Origin of the sequence: Glaciimonas sp. PCH181, assembly GCF_003056055.1 — a bacterium.
In the GTDB taxonomy this organism is placed as follows: domain Bacteria; phylum Pseudomonadota; class Gammaproteobacteria; order Burkholderiales; family Burkholderiaceae_D; genus Glaciimonas.
The window spans coordinates 744,825-761,994 of sequence record NZ_PYFP01000002.1; the positions used below are offsets into that span (position 1 = coordinate 744,825).

A 17,170-nucleotide genomic window follows, 5' to 3' on the forward strand; every position below is an offset into this window, starting at 1 on the left:
CGACAACTAAGGCAGTCAGCCGGTCAGCAGATCAGGCAGATACCCGGAACAGGCTGCGCTCAGTAAATAACGGACTAGGCAGATCCTCTTTTCGTGGCGTATTGTGATACGCCTCGATACGCTCAACTTCATTGCGCGAGCCAAAGATTAGACCGATGCGTTGATGCAGCGAGGTCGGTTGCACTGCCATAATCGGTTGCCGCCCAGTGCTGGCACGACCGCCAGCCTGCTCCATCAGAAATCCAATCGGATTGGCTTCATACAGCAGACGCAGACGACCGCACTTACTCGGATCTTTAGAATCGCGTGGATACATGAACACGCCACCGCGCATCAGAATCCGATGCGCTTCTGCCACCATCGAGGCAATCCAGCGCATATTAAAGTCCTTGCCGCGACTGCCACTTTTACCGGCAACGCATTCATCGACATAGCGTTTAATCGGTTCTTCCCAGAAGCGGCTATTCGAGGCATTAATCGCAAATTCGTTGGTGTCTGGCGGAATCTTCAAATCCGAATGCGTCAACATGAACTCACCCAGATTAGGGTCTAGCGTGAAGCCGTTAACGCCGGTGCCTACCGTTAACATCAACATCGTGGAGGGGCCATAAATGGCGTAACCCGCCGCGACTTGTTGCGTGCCAGGTTGCAGAAAATCACTTTCTGAAACGCTTTCCAGACCATCTGCCGCACGCAATACCGAAAAAATACTGCCAACGGAAACGTTCACATCAATGTTTGATGAGCCATCCAGCGGGTCAAACACCAGCAGGTATTTCCCCTTCGGAAACTGGCTAGGAATCTGATACGGCAATTCCATTTCTTCCGACGCCATACCCGCCAGCTGACCGCCCCATTCGGTGACATGCAGAAAAGCCTCATTACTCATGATATCGAGCTTTTTCTGCGTTTCGCCCTGGACATTGACCGATGTATCCGCTCCACTGGCACCGCTGGCGTTACCCAGCACGCCGCCCAGCTCACCAAAGGCGACGGCACGCGAGATGCTTTTACAGGCCAATGCGACGTTCAAAATCAAACTATTGAAATCGCCGCTGGCATCGGGATAACGACGCCGCTCTTCAATCAGGAATTGCGTCAGTGTGGTGCGATGCTCGGTCAATGGCATGGTGATCTCCTGATGGTTTTTATATTTTGAAATTTTTAGAGGCTACGACATTGGGCGCGTAGCTGCTGCATGATCGTGCGGTAACCTTTGTCATCGTCAGGTGCGCTAAACACGGCGCTGCCTGCGACGAAAGTATCTGCGCCTGCGCGTTGAATCTCGGCGATGTTGTCGGTTTTGACGCCGCCGTCCACCTCAAGCCAGATTTCCTGACCGCCTGCGGCACGGTGCGCATCGATACGCGCACGAGCGGCTTTCAGCTTGGTCAGCGTGCTGGGGATAAATTTCTGTCCACCAAAACCGGGGTTAACACTCATCAACAAAATCATGTCGCATTTGTCCATGACATAGTCCAGCAAGTCCAGCGGTGTGGCGGGATTAAAGACTAATCCGGCGCGACAGCCATGCTCGCGAATCAGACTTAAAGTGCGGTCGATATGGCGACTTGCTTCGGGATGGAACGTAATAATATTTGCCCCCGCTTTAGCAAATAGCGGGATCAGCGCATCCACCGGTTCAACCATTAAATGCACGTCAATCGGGATCGTGACATGCGGCCTGATGGCTTCACACACCAGCGGGCCGATGGTCAGATTTGGGACGTAATGATTGTCCATCACGTCAAAATGGACCATGTCGGCTCCGGCTGCTTCAATGGCGCGCACTTCCTCACCCAAACGTGAAAAATCAGCGGAGAGGATCGATGGCGCTATGCGAATAGTAGGTGTGTCGGTGGTATTCATTGCAGTTTCCATTGACGATTTACAATCGCATTGTGAGGCGAAGTTTCAGGGCTTAAATAGAAAAATCAGGCCGCCTCAAATAAGGTGCCGTTATGCCAGCGACGCAAGGCCGCCAGATCGACCCAACGCTGATCGGCACCAGGTACATGCTGCGACATCGGACGATCCGGATCGCCCAGATGCGGCAGGATCAGCAAGGCATCGTCAAACTGTTGCCCGGTTGTGTAAGCGCTGGGCGTAATCAGCGTCGGAATACCGGCTGCACGAGCGGCACGTAAACCGTTCTCGGAGTCTTCAAACGCCAGACATTCTTCCCCCGGCAATCCGAGTTCTTTAAGCGCCGCCAGATACACATCCGGCGCAGGTTTTTTGTTGGTGCAAGTCGATGCATCGCACACCGCGACAAACATCTTGCGCCAATCGCTGCCCAAGGCCGAGCGCAACAACGCATCGATATTCGCAGGCGTCGTGGTCGTCGCAATCGCCATCGGCATTTTCGCCGCGTGAGCTTCGCGGATCAGGCGCAATATGCCCGGACGCAACGCCAGCTTGCCGCCGCTAACCAGCATTTCGTAATGCTGCGTTTTGATTGCATGGACGGCGTTGATCGCTTCTTTCACTTTAGTGCCGCCGGATTCATCCGGATCGATCATGTTCCAGTAATGCAGCAGACGTTCTTTGCCACCGGCGACGTCCAGCAAACCGGCGTACAGCGAGGCGTCCCAATGCCAGTCCAGCCCGACGTCATGGAAAGCTGCGTTAAATGCATCGCGGTGCGCGGATTCGGTGTCGGCTAGCGTGCCGTCTACATCGAATATCAATGCATTGAGTGTGCTTGTTATGCCTGCCGGTTTACCACTGCCAACGCCTGCCGTTCCCGTACTTGCGCGCATTTCTATTACTCCTTTATATCGACCGATGCACGCGGCTGCGCAAATACGCGGCTTGCCAACAGATCGGGGGCGGTAATGGTGGTCAAGGTCACATCATCGGCGATAGCATCCGGGCCAGCGCCGTTCATCAGGCGCGAAGCATGTCGCAAACGTGCCCGGTCCAGCGCATTACGCACACTGCGGGCATTGGCAAAATGCGGCAACGCCATGCGGCGCGTGAGGTAGTCACTAAAGACTGCCACTGCCTCATCGTCAAACCGATACTGCATCGTCTGCAACATCAAGTCGGCAATCTGGCCCAGTTCACCCGCGCTGTAATCGGGGAAATCAATGTGATGCGCAATCCGCGACGACATGCCGGGATTAGACTCAAAAAATTTATCCATCCGATCTTTATAGCCAGCCAGGATTACCACCAGATCATCCCGGTTGTTTTCCATCACCTGCAACAAAATTTCAATCGCTTCTTGCCCATAATCCCGCTCATTTTCCGGGCGATAAAGATAATAAGCTTCGTCGATGAACAATACGCCGCCCATCGCTTTTTTCAATACCTCTTTAGTCTTAGGCGCGGTGTGACCGATATATTGGCCGACCAGATCGTCGCGCGTAACCGCAACCAAATGCCCTTTACGTACATAGCCCAGACGATGCAAAATCGCCGCCATGCGCAATGCGACCGTCGTTTTACCTGTGCCGGGATTTCCGGAAAAACACATATGCAGACTGGGTGCGCCAGCCGAAAATCCACGTTCCGCACGCAATTTGTCGATCAGCAGCAACGCGGCAATGTCGCGAATACGCTGTTTGACGGGCGCCAATCCAATCAGCTCGCGGTCGAGTTGTTCCAGCAAATCCGTGATGCCTGAATTGGCGAGCGCCATCGCGAACGGATTGCCCGATGCCGGCACCGGTTCAGATTGCAGCGCTGGCACAGCGGATAAGATGGTCGGCGTTGACATGATGAACTCGCTCTAAAAACGATGAATGACGATGAATTTGCTGGGCTGCAAGTTCGCTAGAGGAGCAATCAATATTGCTCCTCTTTTTACGGTCGGTTAGTACCGCGCACCTTCTGGCTTGGCCTGCACTGCATAACTTTCGATGCTGTAACGAATCGTGCGTCCGGCTTCTTCGTGCCGCACCAGACGGAAGCCCGGCTCGACTTCAGGACGGTTGACGATAAACGCCATCACCAGCGATTCAACACCCTGACTGGAATCGAACGCAGTCATTCGGATGTAATAGTTTGGAAATGTCTTCCGGCAATTTGCCAGTTCGATCATGATGCCGGCAGGATCGTGCAGGTCGAACATTGGCGGCCCGAACATTTCCCAGTAAGTATTACGCGGATGTGGATCGTCCGTATATTCGACCGCCAGCGCCCAGCCTTTGCTGAGACAGTAGTCAATTTGTTTAGAGATTTGAGCATCGGTCAAATCGGGTAAAAACGAAAATGTTCCTTGAGTAACGCGCATGATATTCCTCTTCAATTCTGTAGTGAGGCATTCGTGAACAGCCCATCAACACACTGCGTCCGGGCTGACCTGAATGCTGCTTTTCCGTATTTCCGCTATCAGGAAACAGAAGCCGTTGGCGCAAAATCAGACGTATCGGTCGAGGCGTAGTTAAATGAAATTTCGCCCCATGTATCCAACGCTGCTTTCAATGGTGAACACCATTTGGCAGCATCGCGCAGGATGGTCGGACCTTCGTTATTGATGTCACGGCCTTCGTTACGTGCTTGCACCATGACTTCCAACGCGACACGGTTAGCCACAGCGCCCGCTTGAATTCCTTGTGGATGGCCGATAGTGCCGCCACCGAATTGCAACACAACGTCATCGCCAAACAGGTGCAACAACTGATGCATTTGTCCTGCGTGAATTCCGCCAGAAGCGACCGGCATAACCTTGCGCAATGAACCCCAGTCCTGATCAAAAAAGATACCGCGTTCCAGATCTTGTTTGGTCTGCGTATCGCGACAAATGTTGTAATAGCCCTGCACCATCATAGGATCGCCTTCCAGCTTGCCAACTGCCGTGCCGGTATGCAGGTGATCGACGCCGCACATACGCAGCCATTTTGCAATCACGCGGAACGAAATACCGTGATTTTTCTGACGTGTGTAAGTGCCATGACCTGCGCGGTGCATATGCAGAACCATGTCGTTCTGACGACACCAGAAGGACATCGATTGAATCGCGGTCCAGCCCACAACCAAATCGATCATGACAACGACAGAGCCCAACTCTTTTGCAAATTCAGCGCGACGATACATTTCTTCCATCGTGCCGGCAGTGATGTTCAGGTAATGACCTTTGACTTCGCCAGTGGCTGCAGTTGCACGGTTGACTGCTTCCATGACGAACAGAAAACGATCGCGCCAATGCATGAATGCTTGCGAGTTGATGTTCTCGTCATCCTTCATGAAATCGAGACCGCCTTTTAGACCTTCGTACACCACGCGGCCATAGTTACGTCCCGACAAGCCCAGTTTTGGCTTAGTGGTGGCACCCAGCAAAGGACGGCCGAATTTATCCAGACGTTCGCGCTCAACGATGATCCCGGTCGGTGGGCCTGGGAAAGTCTTGATATACGAGACTGGAAATTTCATGTCTTCCAGACGCGCTGCTTTTAGTGGTTTAAAACTGAAAACGTTACCGATGATGGACGCTGTAACGTTGGCAATCGAGCCTTCTTCGAACAAGGACAAATCGTAAGCAACCCAACAGAAATACTGACCTGGATTGTTTGGCACCGGATCGACGCGATAGGCTTTAGCGCGATACATGTCGCAGGCTGTCAGGCGGTCGGTCCATACGACTGTCCAGGTGGCTGTCGATGATTCACCGGCAACGGCTGCTGCGGCTTCGATGGCATCTACGCCGTCTTGTGGCGTAATCCGGAAAAGCGCCAGGATGTCGGTTTCTTTCGGGACATAATCAGCGTCCCAATAACCCATCTGTGCGTATTTCAGAACGCCTGCTGAATAACGCTTTTTTGCATCTATGATCTGCCCTGCGTCGTTGCTTCCCATTGTGCTCTCCTCAGTTGGGCCGATGCCCGTTTAACCACATTCGGACGTGTGTCCTTTGCCTATGGACTTCACTATATAAAACGACTAGCATCAGGTCTAATAAATAAAACTATAAATTGCATCAGCCACTACTTATAGGTAGGAATCGGCTGATCAAATCGGACACTGACACACCACCGGGACAGAGCTATGCGCCGCTATACACTTCGCCAGTTAGATACCTTTCTAGACGTCGCGCGTGAGTTATCGATTTCACGCGCGGCAGAAAAATTGCATGTCACGCAGCCAGCCGTATCGATGCAAATGCGGCAACTTGAGGATGCAGTCGGCTTGCCGTTATATGAGCAAACGGGCCGCAAAATTCGCTTGACGGATGCGGGACTGGATTTTCAGCAATATGCGATTGCTGCTGTTGGACAATTGAAACAACTTGAAGACGCGATGGCGGAACGGCGCGGTCTTAAGCGCGGACGCGTGGAGCTGGCGATTGTCAGTACGGCAAAATATTTCGTACCGATGCTGCTGGTGTTGTTTCGCAAAAAATTTCCGGCTATTGAGGTGGTGCTGCAAATCCATAATCGCGAAAGCATTATGAATTTGCTGTCGCGCAACGAGATTGATCTGGTCATCATGGGCCACGCGCCCGACACGCTGGAATGCACCGCGAATATATTTGCAACAAATCCGTTGGGGATCATCAGCGCGCCGCAGCATCCACTGTCGCGCCGCCGTAAAGCGCCGTTGGCGGCCTTGAAAGATCATGAATTTGTGGTGCGGGAAAAAGGCTCCGGCACGCGCCAGTTGATGGAGCGCCTGTTTGCCGAGCATGATATTAATCCGCCCATCGTGATGGAAATGCCGAGTAACGAAACCATCAAACAGGCAGTTATGGCGGGCATGGGATTAAGTTTTCTATCGTTACGAACGATTCGGCATGAGCTGGGATCCGGGCATCTCGTACTGCTCGATATCGAGGGCTTGCCGATTGTGCGGCACTGGCATGTAACACATCTGACTTCTAAACGCTTGTCGCCAGCGGCTAGCGTGTTGAAGACTTTTTTGATTGAAGAGGCTGGGCCGCTGGTGAATATCTGGGCATAATTGCGGCCACCACCACATTGCACGTTGTTACGTACAAGGTGATTTTTCCTATTCAGACTTGAGCATTTTTCTAGCGCAACATGCGTTGAAATATGCCGTCGCGATCGATTAATAAATGTTTGAATGCGGCCAGCACGTGAATGACGATCAGCGTTGCTAATATCGCGCCGATGACTTCATGCGCGTCGCCGAACAGGTCGCGTAAATACGGATTTTCCCAGCCCCATTGCGGCAGCGGGATACCGAAAAATTTCACGCCATATTTATTGAAAGACGACGACAGGTAGCCCACTGTTGGTTGTAACACCATGAAGACGTATAGCAGTCGATGGCTCCACTTTGCGGTGCTGGCTTCCCAGCGCGGCATCGTGCCAGGTAATGCCGGTGCGCGGTGGGTCAGACGCCATAGCAGGCGTAGCAGAATTAACACCCCGGCCATGACGCCGAAGGATTTATGCAGGTTGAAATAGAATGCCCGACCGGGCGTGCCTTTAGGGATATCCGTCATGTAATAGCCCAACAGGATCATGCCGATAATCAGTACGGCAATGATCCAGTGCAGCACGATTGCTGGTGGGCCATAGCGATGACTTTTAGTGCTGATGACGTGTGGACGTTTTTTAAACGGATGGAGCACGCTGGTCGAAGTGTTCATCGGACGGCTACGCCCCAAGGTAAGGTGCCGACCGGGATTTCTTTACTGACGGTGTTGGTGGCGGTGTCGATGACGGATACCGAGTTGGAGCGACCGTTCGCTACATAGAGTTTTTTGCCGTCCGGGGTGATGGCCATGTTCCATGGGCGCTGGCCGACTGGGACGGTGGCGACGACCGTGTTGTTGGCGGTGTCGATGACGGAGACTGAGGCGTCTTTACCGTTAGAGATGTAGACGCGTTTGCCGTTGGGAGCCATTGTGACGCCGTTGGAGAATTTACCGGCTTTGACTTGGGCGGTGACTTTGTGGGTGGCGACGTCGACTACGTAGACCATGCTTTCTAGTTCTGCGGCGATGTAGGCGCTTTTGCCGTCAGGGGTGAAGGCGATGCCGCGGGGACGCTTGCCTAGCTTGACGAGGTCGACTTGTTCGCGCTTGGTCATGTCGATGATGTCGATGGAGTCGGCTTCTTCGGCGCTGACGTAGAGCCATTTTCCATCCGGGCTGAATTCTGCGTGTTCGGGGTTTTTCCCCTTGGTTTTGATGATGAATTCTTGTTTGTTGGTGGAGGTGGAGATGAAATTGACGGAGTTGGTGATTTCGCTGGCCGCTACTATCCAGTCGCCTGATGGGGAAATGCCTACGCCTTCAGGGGATTCGCCTACTTTTACTGAGCCTACTACGGCTCTGGTGCCCAGATCCACTATTAATAATGCGTTGGTTGGCTGATCGCTGACGTAAAGGGCTTTGCCGTCGTGTCTTACTGCTAATCCACGGGGTTTTGTGCCGGCTTTTATGTCGCCTACTACGGTGTCTGTGGCGCTGTCTATGATGGAGATTGTGCCGGATTTTTCGTTAGGGACGTAGGCGAAGGGGGCGGCTGATGTGGTGGTTGTTGTTGCTGCCGCGGCTAGTAGCAGGGCAATTGAGAGAGCTGTTTTGATTGCTGTTACGCGGGGGAATTTTTGGCGGTTTGCGGTGTTCATGTTGGTGGAACCTTTTAAAATTTCAACGGGGAGGACGGTCGATATTTGTTTGTTTTGGTTCTAGTTCTCGTTTTAGTTCGGTTATTGCTTGTTGATACGGGTGGTGCTCCGTCGGGGCTTTGTCGAGGGTGGCCCGACAGCCAGTCAATTTTTCTTGCTTCAGCTAGGCGCCCCCACAGAAAAAGTAACCAAAAAGAAGGCAACCGCAAAGACGTTGCCCTTCAGGTCCCCAAATTTTTTAGCTGCCCCTCAAGTCGAGAAACCAACTCGCTGCGCTCAAACATGTTTCCCGCCTATTTTTGAGTAACAGCTAAAAAATTCCTAGGGCTGCGCCTGCAAATTCTAGTTCAAGATCTCCATTTTGATGCTAACGGAGATCTTGATTTTTTTATAGCCATCTCAAGGGCTTTCGCAAAATTGTCCCAGCAAGGCGTGCCGACGAAGACAGTACGCTAGTACGGCTAGGAGAGCACAACGCCGCTGGGGCATTTTTGCGGAAGGTCTAGCTCCAAGAATACCTAACCCCTATCCATGCACCTCTTGGTGCTCCTGGGCCTATGAATTGTTCGTTGGTGATGTTTCCGCCATCGAAAGTATGCCCTGCGCCGTTGAAGAAGTTCTGTCCTAGTACGCCGAAGTTGGCATATTGCTTGTTGAACAGGTTGTCTATGCGGCCGAACAATTGCAGGTGCTTGGTGATGTTGTAGGTTGAGTCTAGATTGACCATTGTGTAGCCGGGGATTTTGCCGTTTACGTCTTGGTTGTTTTCATCGCCACGGGCGTAGATGCTGCTGCGGTAGACGACGTTTGTGCCGATGTTCCAGTTTGATGTCGGGGCGTAGTCAAAGCGGACTTTGAAGGTGTTTTGGGGGATGCCGGGTATTTTGTTGCCGCGATTGACGGTGATGTTGCCGCTGGCATCAGCGCTGGAGTTGGGAGCGCTTTGTTCTACGAAACCGGTTTGATAGGTAGCGTCGATGTAGCTGTAGCTCATCGTGATGCCTACGTCGCCGACTACTGTGTGGCCTGCCAGCTCCAATCCTTGACGGCGAGTTTTGCCAACGTTTTGGAAGTAGCCTGTGCTGGCTGTTGCGCCGGTGCTGCTGATGAATTGGATGTCGTCGTCTAGCTGCGTGCGGAAGATGGACGCGCTCCAGCTGGTGACGGCGTTTAGCTTGCCACGCACACCAAATTCACCGGTTCTGGCGATGACTGGTTTTAGTGGAGGATCTGCGATGAAATCGTTCGGTAATGAGCATGGCGAAGTTGCGTCGGCGCAGGCTAGTTCGATTGCGGTCGGGGTGCGCATGCCTTCGTTATAGGTAGCGTAAGCGGTTAATGTGGCAATTGGGTTGTAAGTGATGCCGACACCGGGATTGAAGCGGGTGAAGGTATTTTTGCCGTTTAGTAACGGTTGCAAACCGGTTTGGTCGCTGAGATTGACGCGGGCGTAGTTGTAGCGGCCGGAGCCGGTGATGGCCCACTGGTCGTTTAGCGATAACGTGTCGGACAGAAAAACGGCGAGATTGCTGTTGTGCGTTTTTGCATCTGTACCCGACACAAAATCGTCGATTCCCATCGTATCGCGACCGTTTACAAATTGTGCGTCCTGCGCCATTTGTTTGAAGCGTGAATTGGCGAAGTCGCCGGACATGCCGACAACTACGCGGTTGTCCATCGTGCCGATTTTGCCGAGATAACTCAATTGGGCACCGAAGCCGTAACTGGCCTGGTCTATCTCCGAGCGGGTGTTATTGGCCTCTGTCGGATTGTTCACAGCGTCGTAATCGCCATTGACGTTGCTGCTGATATTGGCGTTGTGATAGTTGCGATAGTAGGCGTTGGTCGACAGCTGCAATTGATCGTTAAAGAAATGGCTCGCCGATAAATTCCAGAGTTGCGCGCGATTGATATTTTCGTCAGGGAAGGTATAAGCTTGACGACGATTGTCCAGAAAGCTGCGCGGTATGGTTTGCGTGCCCTGCAAATCGTTGTCTGCGGCAGTCAAGCTGAGCGAGACCGTGGTGGCAGCGTCCTGATAGCCGACTTTACCGAAAAATTGCTTGACCCGGCTTGGGTTATGATCGCCCCAGCCATGATCGATTGAGTCGTTGGCAGTGACAAAATAATCGATATTGCCGACCACGCCGCCCTGCTCTAATTCCAGCGTCTTGCGTCCGAATGAGCCAGCCGATACTTCGACCTGACCGCCGGGATTGGTGCGACCGCTTTTGGTGGTGATCGCCAGCGCGCCGCCTAGCGTATTTAAACCGAAAACCGGATTCGATCCCGGCATGATCTGCAGGCTGGCAATCGCCGATTGCGGCAACAAATCCCAATTGACGACATCGCCGAAAGGTTCGTTGATGCGGACGCCATCCTGAAATACCGATAAACCCTGCGGTGTGCCCAGCAGCGGCGAGGCGGTAAAGCCGCGATAGTTAACATCTGGTTGATAAGGATTGCCCTGCGCCGAATTAATGGTCAGGTTGCCGACATTCTGCTCTAGATATTCGGTGATGTTGCCTGCGTGTTGTCGCGTAATGTCTGCGCCTTTGACGGTCTGTACCGTCCCGGCAAAGTCGCGTAGTGGTAAGCCAAGACCGGGAAGTGGCGTGGTGCCGGTGACGATAATCTCCGATAATTTCTGATCGGAGGCGTCTGCTGCATCTGCTGCAAACACCGGTCCCTGCAAAAGTAACAAAACGCTCGCCAATGCAATCTTGATCTTCCGCGGCGATGATTTTCCGGGCGACACTTTTTCAGGCAATGGTTTCCAGCTAGGCATTTTCATCTCCGGATTTATATTTTTTGTGCCATGACACCAGCACTTAGTCAGCATCAAGTGCCGCCAGTAAGTTCAGACAGCAACATCCGTGCCGGGCAATAAGGATTGCCCGGCAGGGGGATTAATACCGCATTGAGGTAGGCTTGCTGGCAGGTGAACGTGGTTTTACCGCGCTTCGGCACACACGGGCGCACGGAAGCATCGGCATGAGGATGCCGGCGCAACTGTTCCATATTGGACGCAACTAAAATAAAGTGCTCCAGATATGAACACTTATTGCGTCCGCCAGCAGTGTTGAGAGAAATCAGGTTATTTGCTGACCTGTAACAGATTCACCACGTCCAGATAGCCATTTTCAGCCGCCATCTGCAACACGGTTTTACCGCGATTGTCTACCAGCGACTTATCCGCGCCGTGGCTGAGCAAGGCTTGCGTGGTCGGGACATAGCCGGAAGCACCTGCCCACATTAAGGCGGTAAGGCCATTTTCATAAGCCGTGTCGAGAAACACTTTCTTGGTGCGCAACAGGCTTTCGACGATCTCGGTTTGTCCTTTTCCAGCGGCATAGACCATCGCAGTTTTGTGCATTTGGTCCACGGCGGTCACGTCAGCCTGCTTGTCGATCAATACCTGTGCCATCTGAGGACGGCCAAAATAAGCGGCGGCCATCAGGGGCGTGACATGGTCCACATTGGCGAGATTGACATTTGCACCATGAGCAATCAATAGAGTGAAGATGTCCATATAACCGCTTTTAATGGCGGTCATCAGCAATGAGTCGCCAACGCGATTGCGCGTATCGGGCGCGGCACCCTGCTCGATAAGGCTTTTGAAATTACTGACGTTACCGCTGCGACCAGCAGCCAGCGCCTGACGGTTTAGATCAGCCTGATCTTCAGCTGCATTTATGCTGCAGGACAACAAACATCCAGCGATAAAAAAAACCGATATTAAAAAATTGAAGCGCACTACTTTCACGTTTTGTCCTTAGTTATTTCTTGCAAAGGCGTCGGTTGTGGCAAATAAGCCGTGTCGCACGATTGTTAACCATTGCAATATTAATTAGGTATATTATGCGAAATTGGAATTATGATCTAGGCAATTCCGAGCCTTATTTAAAATCATTTTGAACACCTCAATAAAGATTTGAAATAAGCCCCAAGCCAAATAAGAAAGTTGTGTTGCAAAAAGCAACGTTATCAGGGGAAAAATATGAATACAGCAGGCTATAAAATAGCAGGTCAATTGTCGCTGGCGGTATGTATGTTAGCCACAGCTGGCGCAGGCATAGCACAAGAAACCCAAGGCGGCGCTGGCATTAAAGCCCTCCCGATGTCCGCAGCGCTGTTACCAGTTAGTCAGGCAATGCTAGACGGCGCAGCAAAAGACAGCAAGAACTGGTTGCACACCAATGGCGATTACGCGCAAACGCGTTATTACCCTGCTACGCAGATCAATGCGAAGAACGTGGCGACTCTGAAGCCGAAGTTCGTGTTCCAGACCGCAGTGGTCGAATCCATGGAAACCGCGCCGATTGTCGTCAATGGCGTGATGTTTATCACCACTTCGTATAACTACGTCTACGCCGTCGATGCGGTCACTGGTCGAGAGTTCTGGCACTACAAACACAAGATGGGCCCAGTCACGACTTTCTGTTGTGGTCCTAATAATCGCGGTGTTGCAGTGTCTGAAGGCAAACTGTACATGGGCACGCTGGATGCCAAGCTGATTGCGTTGGATACCAAGACCGGCAAGCTGCTATGGGAAACCGAAATCGCCGATCCTGAAAAAGGTTACAGCGAAACGATGGCACCCACAGTCGCCGACGGTAAAGTCCTGATCGGCACCAACGGTGGCGAATATGGTATCCGTGGCTTCGTCAAAGCATTCGATGCGCAGACCGGCAAACTGGACTGGACTTTCTACACGATTCCAGAAAAAGGCCATGAAGGCGTTTGGGCTAAAAACGACGCTACCGGCCGCGACATGCACCGTGATATCGCTGCTGAAAAAGTTGCTTTCGCCAAAAAATCCAACTTCCACGAGACTTTAGGTGGCGGCGTCTGGACGACTCCGGCAATCGATCGTGCGACTAAAACTGTGTTCTTCGTAGTCGGCAATCCATCGCCTGATCTGTACGGCGCAGAGCGTCCGGGCGACAATTTGTACACCGATTCATTGGTGGCGATTGATCTCGATACCGGTAAATACAAGTGGCATTTCCAGTACATCTCGCATGACGTATGGGATTTGGATGCTGTCAGCCCACCAATTCTGGTCGATGTAAAAGACAAGAACGGCAAAATGATTCCAGGTGTGATCCACGGCGGCAAAACTGGCCATGTCTATGTCCATGATCGTCGCGATGGCAGCCTGATTCGGTTCTCTGACGCGATGGTTCCACAAGAAAATATGTGGACTCTGCCGACAGCTACCGGCGCACGTATGTTGCCGGGTGCTAACGGTGGTGTTGAATGGTCGCCGATGGCTTACAACGCTGGCGCACGCCTGACTTACGCGCTGAATCTGAATCAACCGATGACGTATCAAGTCGATGGTTCAAACTATCCAAACGGCAAACTATGGCTGGGCGGCGCATTCAAAAACGCACCGGGCGAAGAGCAATCGGGCAACGTCACCGCAGTCAATATCGACACCGGCAAGATCACCTGGCAAGCAAAAACTGATCAACCAATGATCGGTGGCGCGTTGGCAACGGCGGGCAATCTGGTGTTTGCAGGCGAAGGCAATGGCTTGTTCAAGGCTTACGATGCAAAAACCGGCAAGGTGCTGTGGCAATTCCAATGCGGCGCAGGCGTCAATGCACCGCCAGTGTCTTACATGGTCAATGGCAAGCAATACATCGCTGTTGCAGTCGGTGGGAATTCACAGATGGACTTTAAACGCGGAAACAGCGTGATGGTGTTCGGTCTGTAATCAATCGGATCAATAAATATTTCGGGCATGCGGTTTGCTTATGCCCTTGTGAGACCGCTGCATTTTTTGCCCCATCCCCCGGCGTAAAGTGCATCTCTCTCACACTCCAAAAAGAGTCCACGTCACCGTGTTCTCTTTTTTCTTCTTTTGACCATTCGATACAGAAACAAAACACATGAAAGCTGCCCACCTTGTTTTTGCGGTACTGACCGCCCTATCCTTTCAGAGTCACGCCGTTGACATTGAAGCCGGTAAGAAGAAAGCAGAAGCCTGCATCGCTTGCCATGGCGTTGCCGGGAATTCGACGATACCGATGTTTCCTGTGCTGGCTGGGCAGAATGCGCGCTATCTCTATCTTGAATTGCGCGATTTTAAAGAAGGCGCACGCGTCAATCCGATGATGAGCCCGATGGCGGTCAATCTATCAAAAGAGGACATGCAGGATTTAGCAGCCTATTTTGCGGCGCAAACACCTGCCGCGATCAAATTTCAGGCTGACCCGGCGAAGGTGAAACTGGGCTTCGCGAAGTCCGAAGAAGTATTGTGTTCGATGTGTCACCTTGGCGGCATGAAGGGACAAAATGAGATTCCAAAACTATCCGGTCAGCATTACGCGTACATTAAGAAGCAATTGATGGATTTCAAGGCGCGCGACCGGCACAACGATGCGGGCAATATGACTTCGGTGACAAAAACGCTGAGCGATGAAGATATCGAAAATATTTCTCAGTACGTCGCCAATATCAACTAGCCCGATTGCTGAACAGCAAAAAAGGTGATGGTCCAAAATTTGAACAGTCGTGCTTAACGACTGTGCCAATTTTGCACACATGACGGTGATCGGTATTTTGCCGATTTACCATCTATCGTATTCAGGCAAGGCCCGTCCCTACGTGCAGTCCATCGTCACGTTGGGGAAGGGTGATTAGGCATGAAAATTGCTGCAAATGACTATGATTGTCTGAATGTCAGTGCAGCTGCTGATGGTTGCAATCAAAGAGTGACCGTAGTAACCGTGGTATTTTTTAATTTAAAAAAACTGGAGATTAACCATGAAGTGGACTAAACCTGCATTTTCCGATCTACGTTTTGGTTTTGAAATCACGATGTACATTGCTAATCGTTAATTGATTCTTGCAATTGGGGCGGCGATTGATAACCCATGATCGCCGCCTGTTAGCATCGTCGCAATTGCAACGCAATTTTTGATTTAACCCCGCATTTAATCCCCCACTAATACCTTCAAAATAATGAAAATCATCGTATTAGGTTCTGCAGCAGGTGGTGGATTTCCGCAATGGAACTGCAATTGCCGCAATTGCAACGGCCAGCGCAACGGCACCATAAACGCCACCGCGCGTACGCAATCATCGATTGCTGTCTCGTCCAACGGAACTGATTGGGCATTGATCAATGCCTCGCCGGATATCCTGACCCAAATTCGCAACACCCCTGCCCTGCAACCGAACCGCAACAAGCGCGATACCGGCATTGCTGCTGTCGTCCTGATGGATGCGCAAATTGACCATGTGACCGGCTTGCTGATGCTGCGTGAAGGTAAACAATTACCGCTGTACTGCACACCTGCCGTCTGGGATGACCTGACCACGGGCTTGCCGTTGATGCACGTGCTGTCGCACTATTGCGGCGTGCAATGGCATCCGTTGCCGACTAATCAGTTTGATCAGCACACCGCCGTGCACATCCCCGGCATTGAGGGAATTCGCTTTACGCCGCTGGCGCTTAAAAGCAAAGCGCCGCCGTACTCGCCGCATCGCGAGCAACCGCAAGCGGGCGATAACCTGGGGTTGATCATTGAAGATATCGCGACTGGGAAAAAGCTGTTTTATGCGCCCGGTCTGGGCCAGATCGAACCGCACATTGACGCCGCGATGCAGGCCGCCGATTGCTTGCTGGTCGATGGCACTTTATGGACCGAAGATGAAATGATCACGCTGGGTTTCTCGAAAAAGAAATCGGCAGACATGGGGCATTTACCGCAGTCCGGAAACGGCGGCATGATTGAAGTGCTGGATGCGATCGATGGACCGCGCAAAATTCTGATTCACATCAACAATACCAATCCGATTCTCGATGCCGATTCGCACGAACGTGCGGTCTTGACGCAGCATGGGATCGAGGTAGCGTTTGATGGCATGGAGATTACGTTATGAACGTCACTGTGACGCCAGGCGGTCCGTGGGATCGCGTTGAATTTGAGGCGCAATTGCGCGCCAAAGGTGCTGGTTATCATATCCATCATCCGTTTAACGTCAAGATGACCAACGGTCAGTTATCCGACGATCAGGTGCGCGGATGGGTGGCGAATCGTTTCTATTATCAGATCAAGATTCCGCAAAAAGATGGCGCCATCATCGGCAATTGCGATGACCGCGAGACCCGTCGCAAATGGGTGTTGCGCATCCTTGATCACGATGGTTGGGAAGATAACGCGGGCGGCATGGAAGCCTGGACTGCGCTGGGCGAAGCGGTAGGCATTCCACGCCCTGATTTATGGTCGCTGAAACATGTCGTACCGGGCGTGCGTTTTGCGGTCGATGCGTATTTGAATTTTGCACGGCAATCGCCTTGGCAAGAGGCGGTTTGTTCGTCTCTGACAGAAATGTTTGCGCCCAAAATTCATAAGGATCGTCTATCCAACTGGCCGCAACATTATCCATGGATCGACACTGCCGGATTGCAGTATTTCCGCAGCCGCATTTCGCTGGCCGAACGCGATGTAGAACACGGTTTGCAAGTCACGCTGGACCACTTCACGACACGCGTGCAGCAGGACCGGGCGCTGGACATTTTGCAATTCAAACTCGATGTATTGTGGTCGATGCTGGATGCGATTGATAAAGCGTATCCAGACATGCCGCGTAGTCACTTGTAGGCCAA

19 protein-coding genes are annotated in these 17,170 nt (G+C 52.2%); 8 read left to right on the forward strand and 11 right to left on the reverse strand.

Translation table 11 applies throughout. From position 1 onward, the window contains the following. Positions 1–31 precede the first annotated feature (31 nt). The 6 genes from C7W93_RS16495 to C7W93_RS16520 all read right to left on the reverse strand — a co-directional run bounded on the left by C7W93_RS16495 (position 32) and on the right by C7W93_RS16520 (position 5,802). Positions 32–1,129 carry a class 1 fructose-bisphosphatase gene (locus C7W93_RS16495; protein WP_108441376.1) on the reverse strand — a complete coding sequence of 366 codons (1,098 nt, stop codon included), beginning with the start codon at positions 1,127–1,129 and terminating at the stop codon, positions 32–34. A 35-nt stretch (positions 1,130–1,164) separates the two neighbouring features. Continuing rightward, positions 1,165–1,869 (reverse strand): ribulose-phosphate 3-epimerase, encoded by a 705-nt coding sequence (rpe, locus tag C7W93_RS16500; RefSeq protein ID WP_108441377.1) that lies wholly within the window; start codon positions 1,867–1,869, stop codon positions 1,165–1,167. Between the two features lie 65 nt (positions 1,870–1,934). After that, on the reverse strand, positions 1,935–2,762 hold the full coding sequence (locus C7W93_RS16505; protein ID WP_108441378.1) for an HAD family hydrolase: 828 nt from the start codon (positions 2,760–2,762) through the stop codon (positions 1,935–1,937). 5 nt (positions 2,763–2,767) lie between these two features. Continuing rightward, positions 2,768–3,724, reverse strand: a complete 957-nt coding sequence (gene cbbX, locus C7W93_RS16510; protein ID WP_108441379.1) for a CbbX protein — start codon at positions 3,722–3,724, stop codon at positions 2,768–2,770. A 96-nt stretch (positions 3,725–3,820) separates the two neighbouring features. Further along, positions 3,821–4,240, reverse strand: a complete 420-nt coding sequence (locus C7W93_RS16515) for a ribulose bisphosphate carboxylase small subunit (RefSeq protein WP_108441380.1) — start codon at positions 4,238–4,240, stop codon at positions 3,821–3,823. Positions 4,241–4,338: 98 nt separating this feature from the next. Then, positions 4,339–5,802 carry a form I ribulose bisphosphate carboxylase large subunit gene (locus C7W93_RS16520; RefSeq protein WP_108441381.1) on the reverse strand — a complete coding sequence of 488 codons (1,464 nt, stop codon included), beginning with the start codon at positions 5,800–5,802 and terminating at the stop codon, positions 4,339–4,341. A gap of 189 nt (positions 5,803–5,991) precedes the next feature. On the opposite strand from C7W93_RS16520, the gene C7W93_RS16525 reads away from it, so the two are divergent. Further along, on the forward strand, positions 5,992–6,903 hold the full coding sequence (locus C7W93_RS16525) for a LysR family transcriptional regulator (RefSeq protein WP_108441382.1): 912 nt from the start codon (positions 5,992–5,994) through the stop codon (positions 6,901–6,903). 70 nt (positions 6,904–6,973) lie between these two features. Here C7W93_RS16525 and C7W93_RS16530 read toward each other — a convergent pair whose 3' ends face one another. From C7W93_RS16530 to C7W93_RS16550, 5 genes are all read right to left on the reverse strand, one after another. Then, positions 6,974–7,558 (reverse strand): cytochrome b, encoded by a 585-nt coding sequence (locus C7W93_RS16530; protein ID WP_108441383.1) that lies wholly within the window; start codon positions 7,556–7,558, stop codon positions 6,974–6,976. Beyond that, positions 7,555–8,544, reverse strand: a complete 990-nt coding sequence (locus tag C7W93_RS16535; RefSeq protein ID WP_108441384.1) for a beta-propeller fold lactonase family protein — start codon at positions 8,542–8,544, stop codon at positions 7,555–7,557. Before C7W93_RS16535 ends, C7W93_RS16530 begins: the two co-directional genes overlap by 4 nt. A 502-nt stretch (positions 8,545–9,046) precedes the next feature. Beyond that, positions 9,047–11,332: a TonB-dependent receptor gene (locus tag C7W93_RS16540; protein ID WP_108441385.1), complete on the reverse strand. Its 2,286-nt coding sequence runs from the start codon at positions 11,330–11,332 to the stop codon at positions 9,047–9,049. A gap of 53 nt (positions 11,333–11,385) precedes the next feature. Next, a complete protein-coding gene (locus tag C7W93_RS16545) occupies positions 11,386–11,565 on the reverse strand; it encodes a hypothetical protein (protein ID WP_108441386.1) in 180 nt (59 codons plus the stop codon). Between the two features lie 76 nt (positions 11,566–11,641). Continuing rightward, complete coding sequence (locus C7W93_RS16550) at positions 11,642–12,253, reverse strand: ankyrin repeat domain-containing protein (RefSeq protein ID WP_161539955.1); 612 nt, start codon at positions 12,251–12,253, stop codon at positions 11,642–11,644. A 342-nt stretch (positions 12,254–12,595) separates the two neighbouring features. On the opposite strand from C7W93_RS16550, the gene C7W93_RS16555 reads away from it, so the two are divergent. The 7 genes from C7W93_RS16555 to pqqC all read left to right on the forward strand — a co-directional run bounded on the left by C7W93_RS16555 (position 12,596) and on the right by pqqC (position 17,165). Continuing rightward, a complete protein-coding gene (locus C7W93_RS16555) occupies positions 12,596–14,269 on the forward strand; it encodes a PQQ-binding-like beta-propeller repeat protein (protein ID WP_225869969.1) in 1,674 nt (557 codons plus the stop codon). 175 nt (positions 14,270–14,444) lie between these two features. Continuing rightward, entirely contained in the window at positions 14,445–15,020 is a 576-nt protein-coding gene (locus C7W93_RS16560) for a cytochrome c (RefSeq protein WP_108441389.1), read from the forward strand. A gap of 49 nt (positions 15,021–15,069) precedes the next feature. Beyond that, a complete protein-coding gene (locus C7W93_RS25290) occupies positions 15,070–15,198 on the forward strand; it encodes a hypothetical protein (protein ID WP_255419193.1) in 129 nt (42 codons plus the stop codon). Positions 15,199–15,200: 2 nt separating this feature from the next. Beyond that, on the forward strand, positions 15,201–15,335 hold the full coding sequence (locus C7W93_RS25295) for a hypothetical protein (RefSeq protein ID WP_255419194.1): 135 nt from the start codon (positions 15,201–15,203) through the stop codon (positions 15,333–15,335). Beyond that, positions 15,322–15,396 carry a pyrroloquinoline quinone precursor peptide PqqA gene (gene pqqA / locus C7W93_RS16565; RefSeq protein WP_108442176.1) on the forward strand — a complete coding sequence of 25 codons (75 nt, stop codon included), beginning with the start codon at positions 15,322–15,324 and terminating at the stop codon, positions 15,394–15,396. The genes C7W93_RS25295 and pqqA overlap by 14 nt, the downstream gene beginning before the upstream one ends. Before the next feature lie 123 nt (positions 15,397–15,519). Further along, entirely contained in the window at positions 15,520–16,443 is a 924-nt protein-coding gene (gene pqqB / locus C7W93_RS16570; protein ID WP_108441390.1) for a pyrroloquinoline quinone biosynthesis protein PqqB, read from the forward strand. Further along, the gene (pqqC, locus tag C7W93_RS16575; RefSeq protein ID WP_108441391.1) at positions 16,440–17,165 is read left to right on the forward strand and encodes a pyrroloquinoline-quinone synthase PqqC; all 726 of its coding nucleotides are present in this window, start codon (positions 16,440–16,442) and stop codon (positions 17,163–17,165) included. Before pqqB ends, pqqC begins: the two co-directional genes overlap by 4 nt. The last annotated feature ends 5 nt before the right edge of the window (positions 17,166–17,170 follow it).